Source organism: Streptomyces sp. NPDC029169 (assembly GCF_055563935.1).
On sequence record NZ_JBVHXA010000002.1, the window covers coordinates 100,960 to 117,899 of the forward strand.

General features: G+C 70.7%; 23 protein-coding genes. 21 read left to right on the forward strand and 2 right to left on the reverse strand.

The features are described 5' to 3' along the window. The first annotated feature begins 9 nt into the window (after positions 1-9). From ACZ4VI_RS04155 to ACZ4VI_RS04165, 3 genes are read left to right on the forward strand one after another with little or no spacing between them, the layout of a single operon-like run. Positions 10-297 (forward strand): WhiB family transcriptional regulator, encoded by a 288-nt coding sequence (locus tag ACZ4VI_RS04155; protein ID WP_467996435.1) that lies wholly within the window; start codon positions 10-12, stop codon positions 295-297. Then, positions 290-1,018: a hypothetical protein gene (locus ACZ4VI_RS04160; protein WP_467996437.1), complete on the forward strand. Its 729-nt coding sequence runs from the start codon at positions 290-292 to the stop codon at positions 1,016-1,018. Before ACZ4VI_RS04155 ends, ACZ4VI_RS04160 begins: the two co-directional genes overlap by 8 nt. Next, the gene (locus ACZ4VI_RS04165; RefSeq protein ID WP_467996439.1) at positions 1,012-1,215 is read left to right on the forward strand and encodes a MerR family transcriptional regulator; all 204 of its coding nucleotides are present in this window, start codon (positions 1,012-1,014) and stop codon (positions 1,213-1,215) included. Before ACZ4VI_RS04160 ends, ACZ4VI_RS04165 begins: the two co-directional genes overlap by 7 nt. Positions 1,216-1,267: 52 nt before the next feature. On the opposite strand, the gene ACZ4VI_RS04170 is transcribed toward ACZ4VI_RS04165, so the two are convergent. Continuing rightward, positions 1,268-1,564: a hypothetical protein gene (locus ACZ4VI_RS04170; protein WP_467996440.1), complete on the reverse strand. Its 297-nt coding sequence runs from the start codon at positions 1,562-1,564 to the stop codon at positions 1,268-1,270. Between the two features lie 406 nt (positions 1,565-1,970). On the opposite strand from ACZ4VI_RS04170, the gene ACZ4VI_RS04175 reads away from it, so the two are divergent. The 4 genes from ACZ4VI_RS04175 (at position 1,971) to ACZ4VI_RS04190 (ending at position 3,912) form a co-directional block, all read left to right on the forward strand. Beyond that, positions 1,971-2,378: a hypothetical protein gene (locus ACZ4VI_RS04175; protein WP_467996442.1), complete on the forward strand. Its 408-nt coding sequence runs from the start codon at positions 1,971-1,973 to the stop codon at positions 2,376-2,378. Between the two features lie 130 nt (positions 2,379-2,508). Continuing rightward, a complete protein-coding gene (locus tag ACZ4VI_RS04180; protein ID WP_467996443.1) occupies positions 2,509-3,120 on the forward strand; it encodes a phage tail tube protein in 612 nt (203 codons plus the stop codon). Between the two features lie 88 nt (positions 3,121-3,208). Next, positions 3,209-3,499 carry a hypothetical protein gene (locus ACZ4VI_RS04185; protein WP_467996444.1) on the forward strand — a complete coding sequence of 97 codons (291 nt, stop codon included), beginning with the start codon at positions 3,209-3,211 and terminating at the stop codon, positions 3,497-3,499. Positions 3,500-3,594: 95 nt separating this feature from the next. Then, entirely contained in the window at positions 3,595-3,912 is a 318-nt protein-coding gene (locus ACZ4VI_RS04190; protein WP_467997250.1) for a hypothetical protein, read from the forward strand. Between the two features lie 45 nt (positions 3,913-3,957). Here ACZ4VI_RS04190 and ACZ4VI_RS04195 read toward each other — a convergent pair whose 3' ends face one another. After that, a complete protein-coding gene (locus tag ACZ4VI_RS04195) occupies positions 3,958-4,773 on the reverse strand; it encodes a hypothetical protein (RefSeq protein ID WP_467996446.1) in 816 nt (271 codons plus the stop codon). A gap of 304 nt (positions 4,774-5,077) precedes the next feature. On the opposite strand from ACZ4VI_RS04195, the gene ACZ4VI_RS04200 reads away from it, so the two are divergent. The 14 genes from ACZ4VI_RS04200 (at position 5,078) to ACZ4VI_RS04265 (ending at position 16,894) form a co-directional block, all read left to right on the forward strand. Then, positions 5,078-5,272, forward strand: coding sequence for a hypothetical protein (locus ACZ4VI_RS04200; RefSeq protein ID WP_467996447.1), 195 nt, complete (start codon positions 5,078-5,080; stop codon positions 5,270-5,272). Between the two features lie 120 nt (positions 5,273-5,392). Then, a complete protein-coding gene (locus ACZ4VI_RS04205) occupies positions 5,393-6,067 on the forward strand; it encodes a hypothetical protein (RefSeq protein ID WP_467996449.1) in 675 nt (224 codons plus the stop codon). Positions 6,068-6,116: 49 nt separating this feature from the next. Continuing rightward, entirely contained in the window at positions 6,117-7,322 is a 1,206-nt protein-coding gene (locus ACZ4VI_RS04210; protein WP_467996451.1) for a phage tail protein, read from the forward strand. Between the two features lie 11 nt (positions 7,323-7,333). Continuing rightward, positions 7,334-8,569: a phage tail family protein gene (locus tag ACZ4VI_RS04215; protein ID WP_467996452.1), complete on the forward strand. Its 1,236-nt coding sequence runs from the start codon at positions 7,334-7,336 to the stop codon at positions 8,567-8,569. Between the two features lie 58 nt (positions 8,570-8,627). Beyond that, positions 8,628-9,554, forward strand: coding sequence for a phage distal tail protein (locus ACZ4VI_RS04220; protein WP_467996454.1), 927 nt, complete (start codon positions 8,628-8,630; stop codon positions 9,552-9,554). Positions 9,555-9,621: 67 nt separating this feature from the next. Continuing rightward, positions 9,622-10,815, forward strand: a complete 1,194-nt coding sequence (locus ACZ4VI_RS04225) for a hypothetical protein (protein ID WP_467996455.1) — start codon at positions 9,622-9,624, stop codon at positions 10,813-10,815. A gap of 31 nt (positions 10,816-10,846) precedes the next feature. Beyond that, the gene (locus ACZ4VI_RS04230; protein WP_467996457.1) at positions 10,847-12,034 is read left to right on the forward strand and encodes a hypothetical protein; all 1,188 of its coding nucleotides are present in this window, start codon (positions 10,847-10,849) and stop codon (positions 12,032-12,034) included. A gap of 24 nt (positions 12,035-12,058) precedes the next feature. Then, complete coding sequence (locus ACZ4VI_RS04235; RefSeq protein WP_467996458.1) at positions 12,059-13,201, forward strand: hypothetical protein; 1,143 nt, start codon at positions 12,059-12,061, stop codon at positions 13,199-13,201. A 7-nt stretch (positions 13,202-13,208) separates the two neighbouring features. After that, on the forward strand, positions 13,209-14,312 hold the full coding sequence (locus ACZ4VI_RS04240) for a hypothetical protein (RefSeq protein WP_467996460.1): 1,104 nt from the start codon (positions 13,209-13,211) through the stop codon (positions 14,310-14,312). Next, positions 14,312-15,004, forward strand: coding sequence for a hypothetical protein (locus tag ACZ4VI_RS04245; RefSeq protein WP_467996462.1), 693 nt, complete (start codon positions 14,312-14,314; stop codon positions 15,002-15,004). Before ACZ4VI_RS04240 ends, ACZ4VI_RS04245 begins: the two co-directional genes overlap by 1 nt. Positions 15,005-15,028: 24 nt before the next feature. After that, the gene (locus tag ACZ4VI_RS04250; RefSeq protein WP_467996463.1) at positions 15,029-15,400 is read left to right on the forward strand and encodes an ATP-binding protein; all 372 of its coding nucleotides are present in this window, start codon (positions 15,029-15,031) and stop codon (positions 15,398-15,400) included. A 69-nt stretch (positions 15,401-15,469) separates the two neighbouring features. Continuing rightward, a complete protein-coding gene (locus ACZ4VI_RS04255; RefSeq protein WP_467996464.1) occupies positions 15,470-16,381 on the forward strand; it encodes a peptidoglycan-binding protein in 912 nt (303 codons plus the stop codon). Between the two features lie 29 nt (positions 16,382-16,410). Beyond that, complete coding sequence (locus ACZ4VI_RS04260) at positions 16,411-16,644, forward strand: hypothetical protein (protein WP_467996466.1); 234 nt, start codon at positions 16,411-16,413, stop codon at positions 16,642-16,644. Continuing rightward, entirely contained in the window at positions 16,631-16,894 is a 264-nt protein-coding gene (locus tag ACZ4VI_RS04265; RefSeq protein WP_467996468.1) for a hypothetical protein, read from the forward strand. Before ACZ4VI_RS04260 ends, ACZ4VI_RS04265 begins: the two co-directional genes overlap by 14 nt. The last annotated feature ends 46 nt before the right edge of the window (positions 16,895-16,940 follow it).

The window sequence follows — 16,940 nt, forward strand, 5'->3', positions numbered from 1 at the left end:
GAGAACACCTTGCCCCTGCCCGACCTGCCTTCCTGGTCCCCCTCCTGGCACTTCGCCGCCGCGTGCGCCGGCCTCTCCCCGGCCGTCGTCTTCGCCCGCCGCGTCCAACAGGCCGCTCCGGCGCTACGAGCATGCGAGGCCTGCCCCGTCCGCCGCGAGTGCGAGGAGACGGTCGCCCCGGCGGAGAGCTACTTCGACGGCGTCTGCGCCGGTCGCCTGTGGCGCAACGGCCGCGCCGTGCCCGAGTCGCGTACGACAAAGGTCATGGGCACCACCACCGGAGGCGTCCGTGGCTGAGCCCGCCGTCGAACGGATCCTCACCGACATCGTCCTGTGGACCGCCTCCCTCGCCCGGCAGTTCCCCGAGCTCGCCGAGGAGCTCGCGCCCGGACGCCGCTCCCCCACCGGCGCCGCGCCCACCGCCCCGCACCCCGGCCGTGACGAGCTCATCCGCGAGGAGCGCCGCGAGGCGCTGCTGCTCCAGCAGCGGCACGGCCTGGTGGTCCCGGGCCATGGCGCGGCGCCGATCCGGCTGCACGTGTCCGACGCGATCCGCGACATCACGGACGGCGTGGTGGAGCTGGAGGAGGCGGTACGCGCCCGGCTCGGCCTCCCCCGTCCCGGCCGCGCCGGAGTCGTGGAGCGCCTGCGGCGGACGGCGGCACTGCTCGACGACATCGCGGACCACCCCGACCTGGCCCGCCACGTGCGCGACGAGCTGCGCCGGATGGCGCGGCGGTGCGCGCGGACGCTGGGCGACACGGAGACGGTCGTCCGGGTCGCGGGGCGCTGCCCGTGGTGCGACTCGGTGTCGCTGCGGGCGTTCCCCGACCGACGGGCAGTGCTGTGCGTCAACCCGGCCTGCACGTGCACCGTGGAGGACTGCGGCTGCCAGGACGACCCCACGTACCGGCATCTGTGGCCCGAGGCGGAGTGGGGCGAACTGGCGGACGCGGCGGGCTGCCGTACCGAGGAACTCGAAGCCGCGATGGACGACACGAAGGAGACCTCATGCTGAGCTCGCCCGCACTGCCGACGCTGATCCCCGGCCCGCTCGCCGCCGAGGAGGCCGGGGTGGCTCCGGCGACGATCCGCAAGTGGGTCCAGCTGGGCCATCTGCGGGCCGCGGGCAAGGCGGGCCGGGCCCAGCTCTTCCGCCTGGAGGACGTCTTCGCGGCGGAACGGTCGGCCCGCCGCCGCCCTCGTACCGCGTAAGACCGCACCGAAGTGCGCGGTCGACAACAGACAACAGCCCGGGGGAGCCGCCTCAGGCGACCAAGTGAACGGCCACCGTGGTCAGGGCGACACCGGCCGCTGCCCCCAACACCATGGCGGCGATGGCCGCCGCCCGGCCGACACCCTGCTCGTACGGGACGCTCGGCACGATCTTGTGCAGGGCGGGCGCAACCAGCGCGATGAGGCCGAAGCCGACTCCGAGGCGCCAGTACACCTCACCAGAGCACGATGCGCGAAAGCGCCCTCCGCAGCCACTCGGTTCCACGGCGAAGCCCGTCACCACGAGGAACAACGCACTGGCGTACACCGCGCCGAACAGCACGGTCACTCCGAAGTCGACACGCCGCGCTCTCCCAGCGCTCTCGCCGTCACCTGCCACGTCGGACCGCCCCCATAGCTCGCTGGACCAGGAGCGCGGAGTCTAACGAAACACCCTGGCGCCCCGTATCCCTCATTGGGATACGGGGCGCCTTGTCATGCCTGTCCTTCCTGCAGGAATCCGCGCCCGCCGTAGCCGGCCGGCTCCTCTGATCGAAGTCGACCACCGAACTAGTTGCGTGCGCGCACGCTCTCTGTCACAGTTGGTGCAGCGGCGGAGCTGTGCCCGCAAGACGGGCCGCAGTCTCCGCCGTTCGCCGTCCGGGAGCGCTCCGCGCCCCTTCCCCCTTCGCCCGCGTCGAGCGCCCCGGACGGCACCTCACCCACGCAACGCCCCGTCTCCGAGGAGAACCGTCATGACCACTCCCCCGAGTGCTTTCCCGGACGTCGAGAAGCTGGTCGTCGACGTCCTCAAGGCCGACCCGGCCCTGGCCGGCGCCACGGTCGCCGTCTCCCCGCCGGCCGGTTTCGACGGCACCCAGAGCGCCGTCCTGGTCAACCGCCGCGGCGGCGCCTGGATCGGCGATCTGCACGTCGACATGCCGATGATCGAGTTCGAGGTGTACGGGCCGAGCAAGAACGCCGCCCACACCCTTGCGAACGCGGCCCGGCAGGCGCTGCTCGCCACCATCGGCAAGCAGGTCGGCAGCAACGTCTTCCAGGACATCGAGGAGCAGGACGGCCCGCGCTGGATGCCCGACTACCTGTACCGCGGCGCCAACCGCTACGTGTGCCTCATCCGCCTCTCCCTGAGCGTCTTCTGAGCCCTCCCGGCTCCCTGACGGACCGCTCACCCCACAGACCAGGCCTCGCCGTCCGGCGGGGCCTTTGCCGTACCCGGGCCCGATGCCCGGGGACGGCGCGCTCCCTCTCAACCCAAGGAGAAACCCCACCATGGCAGGAAACAACTCCGCCGAAATCCGCGTCGCAGGCATCGGCAAGCTCTACGTGGCCGACGCCGGCACCTCCGCCCCGGCCGCCTTCGGCACCGACTCCGCCGCCGACTGGTCCGGCGCGGGCTGGAAGGACCTCGGCTTCACCTCCGGCGACGGTGTCACGTTCTCGAAGAAGGACAAGCTGGAGGCCATCGACTCGTGGCAGTCGGTCTCCCCGATCCACTACATCTACTCGAGCCGTGACCTGTCGCTGAAGTTCTCGCTGCTCCAGTTCAACGAGGACACGCTGCCGTTCTTCATGGGCGGCGACGCGGTCAAGGCCGAGCCGACCCCGGCGGTCGACACCTACCGCTACGAGATCGCCGAGCGTCCCTTCGCCGACGTGCGCGCCCTCGGCCTGGAGTTCACCGACGTCAAGGCCGGTGGCACGACCGCGGTCCGGTACCGCTTCATCATCCCTCGCGGCCAGGTCACCGCGACCGACGACATCAAGCTGGCCCGCAAGGCGGCCTCCCAGCTGGGCGTCACCTTCTCCGCCATGTCGAAGGGCGACGGCAAGCCGCTGGCGACCTTCCTCATGAAGGACAGCCAGTACTCCGCGACCGTCTGATCCTTCTGCACCCGGGGCGGGACGGCCGACCGCCGTCCCGCCCCACCCCTCTCCTCTTCACTCACTCGAACAAGGAGTACGCATCACCATGGCCCGTTTCGACGTCAACGCCGCCCGCGCCCAGCGCCTGGAGGCCCACGGCCGCACCTGGTCCTTCGAGCTGGACGGCGAGTCCTACACGCTTCCCACCGAGCTGTCCCGCAAGACCGCGAAGGCCCTGCGCAAGCTCGACGACAACGACGTGGACGGTCTGCTCGCGCTCCTGATGGGTGAGGCGCAGTTCGCCCGCTTCGAGGAGCACGACCTCACGATGCAGGACGTCGCCGCCATCCTGGAGGCCTACGGCAAGGAGACCGGGCTCGGCCTGGGGGAAGACTGAGCCTCGTCGAGTTCGTCGACGAACACGCCGAGGCCCTTGAGGCGGATCTCCTCCGCTATTACCGCGTCGATCTCCTCGACTGGCACCGGGGCGAGCTGTCCAGCCGACGGCTGACGACGCTGATCACACATCTGCCGCGGGACAGCGCTGTGCAGCGGGAGTTGCACGGCGAGGCCGCGGAGTGGTCGGTCACCGACCATCTCCTCGCGGCGGCGGTGGACCATCTGGCCGTCGCCAACTGGATGTTCCAGTGCGTCAACACCGGCGAGGACGGTGAGCAGCCCGAGTTCCCGAAGCCCGTCCCCCGTCCCGACGTCAAGGACGAGGACGGGGAGGAACAGGACGAGGGCTCCACCGAGGCGAGCACCGACAAGGCGATCTCCCCCGGAGCGCTCGCCCGGTTCTTCGGCTGATCCCGCATCCGCCGATGCCCCCGCGGCCCCCGGAGCCCGTTCCCGTCAGGGATCGGTCTCCGGGGGCGCTTCCTGTGCTCGCTCGGCGACCAGTTCCCCCTCGAGGGCCCTGGCCCGCTCCGACAGCCTGCGCCCCGTGCGCGCGCGTCCGTCCGGCGGCTCCGCCGGCTCGGAGGTGCCGCGGTCGCTTCCGGATCCCGTCTGTACGGGGACCCCGGCAAGCGGCGGCACGATCGGGCGGCCGCCCTTGCCGCGTACGACCTTCCGCACGGGCTGGGCGGTCCTGCGGGTGCGGCTCTCCTGGGCGGTCAGCAGGACGTCGGGGTCGGCGCCGGGTTCTTCGGCGTGCGGACGGGAGTCGTCGTGCTGCGACGGGGCCGCGGTCGCGTGCTGCGGCTCGTCCTGCGGAGGGTCCTGCTCCGGTCTTCGGTCGATCAGTTCGCGCTCCCTGCGCATCCGCTCCTCGGCCTGGACCACGACGGCGGGCGGTGCGAGGAGCCGTGCGAAGGGCAGCGGGATGACGCGGGCACCGTCGCCCTCGCCGGCGTCCACGCGCCGCTGGGGACGGCGGACTCCACGCGCGTCACGCTGGCCCTGCGCGTAGGCGTCGGCCACGCGCTTCTCGTACTCGCGTCGTATGCGCGGGAGTTCCTCCGACATCGCCTCGGCCCAGCCGGCGGTGAAGGCGGTCGCCTCGCGACGGTCGACCTCGGCTCGCGGCATCATTACGAGGTCCTCGGGTGCGTACCCGTACACGTGGACCAGTTCGGCGAGCCGTGCGAAAAGATGCGGCAGATCCGGGTGGGATTCGAGCCAGTCGATGGCTCGCTCCCGCCGGTCAGTGGCCGGCTCGGTGTCCATGAGTCAGCAATGCCTTCCAACCCCCTGGGGTCCCCACGCGCCCCTCGGCGTCCCCCCGGCTCCCCGACTGCGTCAGGTCCGGGGAACGCGCCATCCAGAGTACCCCGGTCGAACACAAGCTCCTATCCGGGACCAACCCGCCCAGGAATCCATCAGGCAGACACGCCGTCAGACGTATGCCGCTCGACAAACCTCAAACACATGTTCCACACTCTGTTCGCACAGTAGTTCGAACATGTGGCGCCCCCGCTTCACTCGCGGCGCCGCCACGCACGCACGGGCAAGCAACCGGAAGGCAGGCGTCATGACCCAGCAGGCCGAGGCATCGCGACCGCACATCCCACTCCAGGACCGCCTCCGCCAGCTCCTCGACGGCCCCGTCGCCCTCGACAAGAGAGCGTTGCTCGGCACGCTGTACGCCGAGGTCTCCCGCTGCGAGACCCTCGCCTACGCGGCGGGCTGGAACGACGCCCTCGCCTCGGCACCGCGCGACTCGTAACCCCTCCCGCCCGAAAACACCCCACCGCACGACGACCAGGCCTCTGCCGACCCCGGCAGGGGCCTGTCTCATGCGCGGGTGTCCGGCGGAACGCGAAGCCTCTCCGAGAAGGGAGAAACCGTGACTGAACCGACTCCCGAGCAGAAGATCGCCACCCTCCGCACCGACATGACCAAGGCGGACAACCAGCTCCTCGAGCAGATCAAGGCGAAGCTGGACCAGGCATCCCTCGACTTCGTCCTCCAGGAAAAGGACGAGCAAGGAAAGATCAAGAACACCTTCAAGACCTACGACGAAGGCCTCAAGGCGTACGTCAAGAAGGAAATCGATACCGCGGGGGAGATGACCTGGACGCCCCAGCGAGAGTGGTACAAGACCCCCGAGTTCATGGGATTCGTCACCGGACTCACAGGCTCGATGCTCGGCCTGATGCTGGTCAAGGTCGATGTCGCCATCTTCGACTTCAGCGAACAAGTCGCCAACTACTTCCGCCGCCCGGTCTACAAGCACTTCGTCAGCCGGATCGCCAGGCGCGAGATCAAGACTCCGATGGACCAGGCCAAGCACGAGGCCAAGCTCCTCGATCAGCGGATCCAGCGCATCGAGACACACCTCAGGCGACTCACCCCGCTCGTCCGGAACGCGCGCAACAGAATCCGTGCGCTTGAGGCGCGGGACAGAAACGTCCGCCAGGCGGTCCAGAACATCCCGAACGACTCCTCCGTCACCAGCTCCACCAACCGGATCACCAAGCTCCGCGCCGAGGTGGACCTGCTGCGAGCCGCCCTGGCCTGACAGCCGCTCACCCGCCCTACCCGAATCCAGTTAGCAGAGGTGGACGTGCATGTCCCTCGTACGTTCTCTGAACAACTCCTCCGGAGCCCTCAGACAGTTCAAGTCCGCGTCTGACTCCGCCGATCGCGCCGCGCAGACCCTCGGTCAGCGCGCCTCGACGGCCGGCAAGAACATCAGCGGCGTCAAGGGCGCCGCGCAAGGGTCCGCCAAGGAACTCAAGAATCTCAAGACCGCTTCCGACCAGGCCGAGCGCTCCATGGCCAAGGCCGGCCAGACCGCCCAGTCCGCCGGCACCAAGATGGGCAAGTACGAGTCCGGCGCCGGCAAGGCCGCCAAGGGCCAGGACAAGCTCAACAAGTCCATGAAGGGCAACTTCCTCGTCCGCCTGATCGAGCTGTTCATGCCGCTCATCGAGAAGATCGTCGAGATGGCGATGCGCTCGAAGACCATGCAGACGATCATGAAGAAGGCCTTCAGCGCCATCAAGACCGTGATCAGCTCGGTCATGAAGGCCATCGGCCCGATCATGAAGAAGGCCGGCCAGCTGATCAAGACGGTCTGGAACGGCATCAAGAAGGCCATCTCCGTCGTCGTCAAGGCGGTCGCGACCGTCATCAAGACCTACGTGAAGATCTGGAAGACGGTCATCACCACGGTCATGAAGGCGATCAAGACGGTCATCAGCACCGTCTGGAACGGCATCAAGGCCGTCATCACCCCGGTCGTCAACTGGATCAAGACCGCGATCCCGAACGCCTTCCGGGCCGTCAAGGACAAGATGTCGTCCATCTGGAACGGCCTCAAGGACATCGCGTCCCGGGCGTTCAACGGCATCAAGAGCGGTGTGTCGGGCCCGATCAACGCCGTGATCGGCCTGATCAACCGGATGATCGGCAGCCTGAACCGGGTCAAGGTCAGCGTCCCCGGCTGGGTGCCCCTCGTCGGCGGCAAGACCTTCGGCGTCAACATCCCGACCATCCCGATGCTCGCCACCGGTGGTGTCGTCATGCCCCGCCACGGCGGTGTCCCGGCGATCCTCGCCGAGGCCGGCGAGGCCGAGGCCGTCCTCCCGCTCTCCAAGCTGGACCGGCTGCTCGCCCTCACCGCCCGCCGCGCCCAGATGACGGCCCACAAGGGCCTGGGCGCCGGCGGCGCGGGTGCCGGGCTGCACATCGAGCACTACCACGCGGCCCGGGGCAGTGACCCGCAGTCGACGGCGGACGCGCTGATGTATCTGGCGAAGGCCCGCGGATGAGTGCCGCCGCGATGCCCCTGCACCCACTCGCGGGCAGCGCGGCGGCGTTCTCCGCCTTCGCGCGAAACGCCGGACAGGCATCCGACACCCTGCGGCGGATCAGGCAGAAGGTGCAGCGCGTCGCCGCCGGGGCCGACCGTCTCCGTGACGGAGCCCGGACGGCGGCCGGCTCGGTGCGCAACTTCGGCCAGAACGCCGGCTCCGCCGCCACGGCCGCCGCGAAGCTCGGCAACTCGCGCGCGGCCACCGGTGTCAGGTCCTTCGGCGACAAGGCCCGCAAGGCCAAGCCGGGGCTCGCCAAGCTCGGCACCGGCATCGGCATCGGCATCCTCGCGATCCTCCTGCCGCTGCTGCCCATCACCGATGTCATCGCCGGCCTGATGGGCACCTTCGGCACCGTCATGACCGTCGCGGCGGTGGCCATGACGGCCATCAACGTCGCCATGCGCGCCAACCCGATCGGCTTCCTCGTCGGCATCATCGTGCCCATCGCCGCGTACCTCATCGAGTTCGCCATGAACTCCGAGACCGGCCAGAAGATCATGAAGCAGGTCTTCGACCAGGCCCTGAAGGGCTTCCAGGCGGTCTGGACCTTCCTCCAGCCGATCATGAAGCTGCTCGGCCAGGCCGTCGGGACGTACGTCAAGGGCTACCTGGCCCTGTTCACGGCCGCGCTGCGCATCATCGGCTCCGCCATCAACGGGTTCTCGGGCGTCCGCTCCGCCGTCACCTCCGCCTCCAACGCCCTGCGCGGCATCGCCTCCGGCACCATCGGCGGGATCCGCGGCGTCATCCAGCCGTTCCTGTCCTTCTTCACCAGCACCGTCCCCGGCTTCTTCCGTACCGCCAAGGACGCGGTCAGCGGCGCCCTGCGCGGGATCGGGGATCTGATCAAGGGCGCGCTGAGCGCCGTCATCGGCGTCGTGAAGGGACCGATCAACGGCCTCATCGCCTTCGCCAACTGGATCATCGACGGCCTCAACAAGCTGAGCTTCAGCCTCCTCGGCAAGAAGTTCGGCGTCGACCTCGACAAGATCCCCATGCTCGCCGACGGCGGTGTCGTCTTCCCGGGCGCCGCGGACGCCCCGCGCATCGACCCGCTCACCGTGCTTGAGCACCGCCGCGTCCCGGCGCTCACCGAGGCTGCCCGACCGCCGCACCGCGTACGGGACTTCTACGAGCAGCCCGGCGCCGGACCTCGGTCGACCGCCGAGGACCTGCTCTTCCTCGCCGCCGCCCACCGCTGATCCGCCCCCGCTGATCCGCCCACCCTGACACCCCCTCAGAAGTGAGGTGACGGCCCCCATGGCCGAGACCACAACCGCATACGCCACCGGAAACGCCTACACCGCCGACGTCGCGCCCGGCTCGCTGATCACCCAGGACGGGCAGATCCAGTGGGCCGGGCTTCTCATCGGCCCCGGCACCCCGTTCGCCGTCGACCGCTCCGGCCTCACCGGCTGGGAGGACCTGCCCGAGTACGACTCCTCCGACGCCGACCGCCCCACCTCCCACGGCGCCTGGCCGGGCTCCCGGTACGCCAAGCCGCGCAAGGTCGGCGGCACGATCGTGCTGATGCCGGAGTACAGCGCGGCGCCCGAGGCCATCCGTGCCCTGCGCCAGGCACTCGCCCTGCTCGACGAGGAGCGCTGGCTGACCGTACGGCTGCACGGCGAACTGCTCGCCGTACGCGCCCGGATCGCCCAGCGCGTCGTCCCCGCCGACCAGGGCTTCGCCACCCAGGGCACGTCCAAGATGTCCATCCAGTGGCTGGCGGCCGACCCGCGCCGCTACGTCGTCAACGAGCAGCTCGCGGCCACCACGGCCCCGCAGCCCGAGTCCGGGCTGACCTGGCCGCTGACCTGGCCGCTCAACTGGGGCCAGGCGAAGAGCACCGGCTCCGCCGTCGTCGAGAACACCGGCTCCGCGGCGACCCATCCGGTGATCGTCTTCCGCGGCCCGTGCTCCATGCCGACCGTCACGGAGCGGGTCAGCCGGCGCCGGCTGCGGTACGCGATCGACCTGGCGGCCGGCGACGAGCTCACCGTCGACACGGCCGCGGGCACCGTCATGCTCAACAACACCGCCTCCCGCCGCCACACGGCGATGGCGGACTCCAGCCCTGAGGAGCTCTTCCTCCTGGAGCCGGGCCGCACCGAGCTCTCCTTCCGGCCGGACGAGGCGACCCCGGACGCGCTGATGACAGTGCGCTGGCGCAGCGCCGAGTGGTGACCCGCACCACCTGAACCCCAGCGCCGCCCACACCGATGCCCACGAACCCCTCCCGAAGAGGTGACCCATGACCGTACGTGCCTCATGGCTGCAGCCCACCGGCCAGACCCGCGAGGACACCCGCCTCACCCTCGCCGCCCTGCTCACCCCCAGTGGCCAGTCCCCCGAGGAGACCCCGCTGCGCTCGCGGCCGGGCATCGTGCCGGGCGGCTTCGTCCTGACCGGGACCTCGCCCATGCAGTGCTCGATCGGCACCGGCCGCGCGATCGTGCAGGGCAAGGACACCGACCAGGGCGCGTATCTGGTCGCCGTCACGACGCCGGAGACGCTCACCATCGCCGACGGCGACCCCCAGCACGGCCGGATCGACCTGATCGAACTGGCCGTCGTCGACAACGACTACGACAACACCGGCGCCACCGAGGCCGTCGTACGCCTGGTCAAGGGCACCCCCTCGGCCACCCCGGCCGCCCCGCCGAGCGGTCCGGGCAGCACCATCCCGCTGTACACGGTCAGCGTCCCGAAGGGCGCCTCCGCCGGCACCGGCGGCATCGCCTGGACCGCCGGCGGGGTCACCCAGCAGCACTGGCCGACGGTGGCGCTCGGCGGCATCATGCCCACCAGCGGCTTCAAGGGCGCCTACGTCGGCCAGTACCGGGACGCGGGCAGCTTCCTCCAGCGCTGGGACGGCACGACCTGGGTCTCGTACCCCAAGGCGCTCGGCGGCATCGCGCCCAGCACCGTCTCGACCGGCAGTTACGCCGGCCAGTACCGCGACGACTCCGGGACGCTGCAACGCTGGGACGGCTCGGCCTGGCAGTACGCCGAGGGCAGGGCGAAGATCCTTTTCGCCGCCACGCAGTGGATTTCCGGCCAGGCGCAGAGCGTCGAGCCGAACACGTGGACCGTGCTCAACCTGCCGACCGTCGAGGTCGACGACTCCAGCGGCTGGAACGGAACCACGTACGTCGTGCCGCGCGCCGGCTGGTGGCGGGTCTCCGCGCACGCCACGTGGGCCAACGAAGCCCAGACCGGTATGCGCGGCGCCCGTGTCCTGGCCGGCGGCGTCGGGCAGTCCCGGATGACCTGGCTCACCCCCGCCGGCAACGGCGCCATCAGCGTCGGCGGCTCGGGCCTGATCCAGCTCAGCGCCGGCACCACGCTCCAGCTGGCCGGCTTCCACAACCACACCGCGGCGATCAAGACCCTCGGCGGCTCGGGCTACGCCTGCACCCTCACCGCCGAGTGGATCAAGTCCTGAACCCCGCACAGCTTCCCGATTGGAGAACCCCATGAACCTGCGCAGCAGCTGGGTCGCCGAGACCGGCCAGACCCGTGAGGACACCCGCCTCAACCAGATCGGCGCGACCACCCCGGTCAACCCCGTCCAGGTCCGCTCCGGCATCCTGCCGGGCTCCTACGACGGCCAGTTCCGGCTGTCGGGCTTCTGGATGTTCGGCTCCGCCGCCATGTCGGCGACCGTCTCCGAGGGCCGGGCCCTCATCCAAGGCTCGATCTCCCAGGGCGTGTACCCGGTGGCCCTGCCGGCAGCCGAGGTAGTCACCTTCGCCGCGGGCGACGCCCAGTACGGCCGCGTCGACCTGGTCGTCGCCAAGGTCTACGACAACCTGTACGACTCCTCGGGCCGCAACGAGGCGAAGATCGAGATCGTGCAGGGTGTCCCGGGCCAGACCCCGCAGGCCCCCGCCGTTCCGGAGCGCAGTCTCCCGCTGTACGAGGTGACGGTCCCGGCCGGCGCCAGCGCCGGCAACGGCGGCATCCCGTGGAACACCGCCCTGAAGGACCTGCGCACCCCGGTCGTCTCCGTCGGCGGCATCCTCCCGGTCGAGGGCCAGTCCTTCCCGGGCGCCTACCCGGGCCAGTACCAGGACTCCGGCGGCGCGCTCCAGCGCTGGGACGGCGGCGCGTGGGTGCCCTACCCGTCGGCGCTCGGCGGGATCATCCCGAACAGCGCGAGCACACTGACGGCCAGCTACACGGGCCAGTACCGGGACACGGCGGGCGGCCAGCTCCAGCGCTGGAACGGTTCGGCGTGGATGCCGGCGGTGCCGGGGCCGGTCTTCGTCGACAACTCCGACTTCGGCGACACCCCGTCGAGCACGTACACCTCGACGCTCGACGCCCGTACGACGAACCCGCTCCAGCTCACCTTCACCGCCCCGCCGTCGAAGGCGGTGCTCGTCAGCTTCGGCGCCCGGATGAAGTCCCGCTCCGACCACTACGCGTACATGGCGCTCAAGCTCACCCAGGGCACCACGGTGATCCAGGACCTCAACGACGAGTGGGCGGCGGTCTGCGCGAGCGACCACCAGATCTCCACCGCCAGCATGCGACGCATTTCGGGTCTGACGCCTGGCGCGAGCTACACGCTCACGGCCTACTTCCGGGTCGTCGCCAACACCCTCGGCATCAAGGGCGGGTTCGACAACACCTTCATCCGCGTCGACCCGCAGGCGTAACCCCACCGACCCAGGAGACAGACCATGGCTCTGCGCAACGGCTGGCTCGCCCCCACCGGGCAAACCCGCCTAGACACCCGCCACACCGCCCTCGGCGCCACCACGCCCGCCGGCCCGTTCGCCTCCCGCTCGGGCATCCTGCCCGGCACCTACGACGGCAAGTACCGCGTCGGCGGCCTGTGGATGAGCTCCAGCGGCCCCATGACGGCCACGGTCTACCACGGCCGGGCCGTCATCCAGGGCGCGGTGGCCCACGGCGCGTACCCCGTCGCCCTCGACTCGGACACCGTCATCACCTTCGCCGACGGCGACCCGCTCAACCCGCGTATCGACCTCGTCGTCCTGCGCGTGTACGACGACCAGTTCGACGGCTCCACGAAGAGCGAAACAGCCCTGGAGATCATCAAGGGCACCCCGGCCGCCACCCCGGTGGCCCCGGCCGCGCCCGCCGTCTCGCTGACGCTGTTCTCCGTCAAGGTCCCCGCCGGGACCTCCGCCGGTACGGGCGGAATCCCCTGGTCCACCGCCGGGACCGTCACCGACCTGCGCGTCACGCTCGTCGGCGTCGGCGGCATCCTGCCCGTCTACAACAACGGGGCCGTCCCGGGCGCCTACCCGGGCCAGTACCAGGACAACGACAACTCGCACTTCCTCCAGCGCTGGGACGGCACCGCCTGGGTCGCGTACCCGAAGGAGATCGGCGGCATCGCGCCCACCGGCATGGTGTCCACGGGCAGTTACGCCGGCCAGTATCGGGACGCGAACGGCACGCTCCAGCGCTGGAACGGCACCGCCTGGGTGAACTACCAGCCGCCGGTCGAGGTGGAGACGACCAACACCGGGGCGGCCGCGGCCACCGGCTGGACACTGCTGGGCTTCGCGGGGCGCAGGACCCGAGGTGTGTGCACCGTGTCCGTGACGCTGACCCGCAGCGGCGCCGACCTCACCGCCACCACCGCCGGCAACCTCAGCCCCGACGAGCTGGTGTGCACCCTGCCGGCCGGCTGGCGCCCCGCGCTCGACTACGAGGCCACCGGCACCGACTTCTACGGCTCCGGCGCCTTCACCTTCTCGACCAGCGGGACGGTCCATGTGCGTACCTGGTCCGGCAACGGCGTCCTGACCGCCGGCCGGAACATCCGCATCACCGCCACCTTCGTCCAGTGAGGTCCCGATGACACTCGAAACGCCCTACCGGGCGATCTTCTGCGACCTGCGCTCCGACCAGACCATCGACATCCTGCCGCTGCGGGACGTCCAGTTCGACGACTACATCGGCAAGGCCGGCTCGCTGTCCGGCACCATCCCCATCCCCGACCAGGCCATCGCCGCGCGCGCCCGCCAGGTCGAGGAGGGCCGCACCGCGATCTACCTGGAGCGCGGCGGGGACCTGTGGTGGGGCGGCATCATCTGGACGAGCACCCTGCAGAGCAGCGCGCGCGGGGTGCTGACCCTGGGCATCCAGGCCGCCACCTTCGACTCGTACGCGGCCCGCCGCCGCATTCGCAAGGACATCACGCTCCCCTCGGAGACCGACCAGCTGGCGCTCGCGCGGATCCTGTGGCAGGAGCTCCAGAAGGAACCCGGCGGCAACATCAACGTGACGTACGGACAGGAGGTCTCCGAAGTCACCCGGGAGGTGTCCTGGCGGAACGGGAACGAAACCCTCTACTCCGAGGCGCTGGACCAGCTCGCCGCCCTCGAGAACGGCTTCGAGCACCAGATCATGGTCTACCGGGACCCAGTCACCGGAGAGCGGATCCGCCGGCTGCGGCTCGGCTTCCCCAAGATCCGCACCGGCGCCACCGACCTGGTCTTCGACCGCCCCGGCACGATCCTGTCGTACTCCTTCCCCCGCGACGCGACCCGTGGCGGCACCACCGCCGTGGCCCGTGGCGCGTCCGTCAACAACAACGCCGCCGCCGAGTCCCGGCCGCTGTACTCCGCCGAGGCGGTGGCGCAGGACCTGATCGACGGCGGCTGGCCGCGCATCGACCTGTCCTCGGACCACAACGAGATCACGAGCAAGGGCACCCTGAACTCGCTGGCCGCCTCGAACCTCGCCCAGACCCGCGGCGCCGTGCTGATCCCCGCGATCAGCATCCGCCTCGGCGGGGTCGTCCCGCCGGCGCTCCTCGGCCGCTCGGCCCGGATCCGGATCACCGACGAGTGGCACCCCCAGGGCCTCGACGCCCGCTACCGGATCATCGGCGTCAAGGTCAGTCCGCCGGAGCGCGGCCGCCCCGACACCGCCGAGCTCTACCTTGAGGAGGCCTGATGCCGCAGCTGCCCGAGGACATCATCGACCGGCTCACCCAGATGGAGCGCCGGATTCAGGCGCTGTCCACCGCGGTCAACACCCGTCCCGCGCTCAACGAGATCAGCGACGGCGCGCTCACCGTGAAGCGGCCCAACGGCACCGTCGTCCTCCAGGCCGGTCGGTGGAACGGCGCCGAGTACGGCCTCACCGTGAACCGTCAGACCGGCGAGCAGGCGCTGGCCCTGTACAACGGCAACGGCTCGGACACCTCCAAGCAGGTGCTGCGGATCAGCGACGCCTACGGCCACGAGATCTTCTCCGACGACATCGGCGCCGGCGGGCTCGCCCGGCCCTGGCTGCAGATGCTGCCGCCGCAGGACCTGGCCTCGGCGAACTGGCCGGCGACCTCGGCGACGGCATGGACCACCATCGCCCGGTCCCACAACCCGATCTGGCAGCCGCGCATGCGCCTGGGCGTGTACACGCGCTTCTCCTCCGGGGCCACCGGCCAGGTGAAGGTCCTGGTCGACGGCGCCCAGTGGGGCCCGACCGTCAACGCGGGCACGACCTTCGACCACACGGCCGCGGTCGTCACGGACATCGCCACCCGCTTCGGCACAACCGTGAACGTGGAGATCCAGGCCATCGTCACCACCGCGAGCGGCACCGTGTACGCCAAGCCGTACGTCATGTACGGCCTCCAGAGCTGACGTCCCCCGAAAAAGGAGCGCATCGTGATCATCGACCCTGCCCAGCCATGGGGTGTGGCCATCGACTACGCCGGCCGCGCCGCCGTGAGCGAGAACGGCCACACGGTCAACATCCGTGTCTACGACAACACCTTCGACGGCGTCCTCAGGCCCGACCCGCTCACCGGCGAGTACCCGCCGGTGTACGTCACCGCCCAGTTGGAGGAGTACGGCGAGGAGGGCGCGGCCCTGCGCGGCAGCGGCCTCGTGATCGTCAATCCCAGTGGCGGTACGCCGGTCACGCCCGAACCCACCGCCGTCCAGCAGGCCGTGGCGGCCGCCCTCGCCGACTTCGAGCGGCGCCGCGCCGCCCACGCCGCCCTGTGCGCGACCTGGGCCCCGCCCGCGGCTCCGTAAGCACACGCCCCACCCGTACGCCCGCCCCCGCGCGGGCTTTTTTCATGCCCGCAAGCCTGGAGGTCACCCATGGCCACTCCCCTCACCGCGGACCGGCTCGTCGCCGCGCTCCGCGCCGAAGGCGTCAAGGTCGTCGAGCACGACGGCTGGCGCACCCACCACCGCAACCAGGCAGGAGCCTGGGGCCCCGTCGTCGGCGTGATGATCCACCACACCGTCTCCAGCGGCACCGCCTCGTCGGTCGAGCTCTGCTACAACGGCTACGCCGGACTGCCGGGCCCGCTCTGCCACGGCGTGATCGCCAAGGACGGCACGGTCCATCTCGTCGCCAACGGCCGCGCCAACCACGCGGGCGGCGGCGATCCCTCGGTCCTCCAGGCCGTGATCACCGAGACCTACGGGACCCGGCCGCCCGCCCCCCGCGAGCACCAGGGCAGCTCCGGCGCCGTCGACGGCAACTCCCGCTTCTACGGCTTCGAGTGCGTCAACCTCGGAAACGGCAACGACCCCTGGCCGGCCGCCCAGCTCGACGCCATCGAGCGGACGTCCGCCGCGCTCTGCCGGGCCCACGGCTGGGGCGCCAAGTCCGTCATCGGACACCTGGAGTGGTCCGACTGGAAGAGCGACCCGCGCGGCTTCGCGATGCCGGGCATGCGCGACCGGGTCCAGAAGCGGCTCGGCGCGGCCCCCGCGACGCAGCCCCCGGCCCCGCCGAAGCCGGCCGCCCCGCGCTACCAGCCCTTCCCCGGCACGTCGTTCTTCAAGAACAACCCCAGCTCGCCGATCGTCACCGCGATGGGCCGCCGGCTGGTCGCCGAAGGCTGCTCCGCGTACACCGTCGGCCCGTCCCCCCGCTGGGGCGAGGCGGACCGGCGCAGTTACGCGAAGTGGCAGCGCAAGCTCGGCTTCAGCGGCTCCGACGCCGACGGCTGGCCGGGCGTCATGTCCTGGAACGCGCTCAAGGTCCCGTACACGAAGTAGGTCCCGTACACGAAGTAAGGAGCACCACCATGTCCGAAGCCGCCAAGCGCACGGCCCGTACCGTCCTGCAGTCGGCCGTCGCCCTCGCCGTCGTCCTCCCCGCGATCGTCGACGCCTCCGGCATCCCTGCGACCCTCCCCTGGGTCGCCGCGGCGCTCGCCGCCGCCGGCGCGCTCACCCGGGTGATGGCGGTTCCGGCCGTGCAGAACCTGCTGCCCTCCTGGCTGCGTACCACCCCGGGGGCTGCCGATGACCGAGTCTGAACAGCACGACCCGGTCACCGTCGCCGTCGAACTGGAACGGCTCCGGGGCACGCTCGAGGCGGGCTTCGCCCGCGTCGACGGCTCGCTCGCGCTGCTCGTGCAGCGCAGTGACCAGACCGACAAGCAGCTCGCCGACATGGAGTCCCGGCTCGACGCCCTGGAACGCGCCCGCTGGCCGCTGACCAGCATCGCGGCGCTGACGGCGAGCGCGGGCCTGATGCTCGCGGTCTGGGAGCTGGCGGGCCGCTGAAACGCCGAGAGGCGGCCACCCCCAGGGGGTGGCCGCCTCTCGTTTC

Bases quoted from the DNA above. Each gene is read 5' to 3' on its own strand.
- ACZ4VI_RS04165 (WP_467996439.1), top strand. From the start codon at position 1,012: ATGCTGAGCTCGCCCGCACTGCCGACGCTGATCCCCGGCCCGCTCGCC.
- ACZ4VI_RS04175 (WP_467996442.1), top strand. From the start codon at position 1,971: ATGACCACTCCCCCGAGTGCTTTCCCGGACGTCGAGAAGCTGGTCGTC.
- ACZ4VI_RS04180 (WP_467996443.1), top strand. From the start codon at position 2,509: ATGGCAGGAAACAACTCCGCCGAAATCCGCGTCGCAGGCATCGGCAAG.
- ACZ4VI_RS04185 (WP_467996444.1), top strand. From the start codon at position 3,209: ATGGCCCGTTTCGACGTCAACGCCGCCCGCGCCCAGCGCCTGGAGGCC.
- ACZ4VI_RS04195 (WP_467996446.1), bottom strand. From the start codon at position 4,773: ATGGACACCGAGCCGGCCACTGACCGGCGGGAGCGAGCCATCGACTGG.
- ACZ4VI_RS04200 (WP_467996447.1), top strand. From the start codon at position 5,078: ATGACCCAGCAGGCCGAGGCATCGCGACCGCACATCCCACTCCAGGAC.
- ACZ4VI_RS04210 (WP_467996451.1), top strand. From the start codon at position 6,117: ATGTCCCTCGTACGTTCTCTGAACAACTCCTCCGGAGCCCTCAGACAG.
- ACZ4VI_RS04215 (WP_467996452.1), top strand. From the start codon at position 7,334: ATGCCCCTGCACCCACTCGCGGGCAGCGCGGCGGCGTTCTCCGCCTTC.
- ACZ4VI_RS04220 (WP_467996454.1), top strand. From the start codon at position 8,628: ATGGCCGAGACCACAACCGCATACGCCACCGGAAACGCCTACACCGCC.
- ACZ4VI_RS04225 (WP_467996455.1), top strand. From the start codon at position 9,622: ATGACCGTACGTGCCTCATGGCTGCAGCCCACCGGCCAGACCCGCGAG.
- ACZ4VI_RS04230 (WP_467996457.1), top strand. From the start codon at position 10,847: ATGAACCTGCGCAGCAGCTGGGTCGCCGAGACCGGCCAGACCCGTGAG.
- ACZ4VI_RS04235 (WP_467996458.1), top strand. From the start codon at position 12,059: ATGGCTCTGCGCAACGGCTGGCTCGCCCCCACCGGGCAAACCCGCCTA.
- ACZ4VI_RS04240 (WP_467996460.1), top strand. From the start codon at position 13,209: ATGACACTCGAAACGCCCTACCGGGCGATCTTCTGCGACCTGCGCTCC.
- ACZ4VI_RS04245 (WP_467996462.1), top strand. From the start codon at position 14,312: ATGCCGCAGCTGCCCGAGGACATCATCGACCGGCTCACCCAGATGGAG.
- ACZ4VI_RS04255 (WP_467996464.1), top strand. From the start codon at position 15,470: ATGGCCACTCCCCTCACCGCGGACCGGCTCGTCGCCGCGCTCCGCGCC.
- ACZ4VI_RS04260 (WP_467996466.1), top strand. From the start codon at position 16,411: ATGTCCGAAGCCGCCAAGCGCACGGCCCGTACCGTCCTGCAGTCGGCC.
- ACZ4VI_RS04265 (WP_467996468.1), top strand. From the start codon at position 16,631: ATGACCGAGTCTGAACAGCACGACCCGGTCACCGTCGCCGTCGAACTG.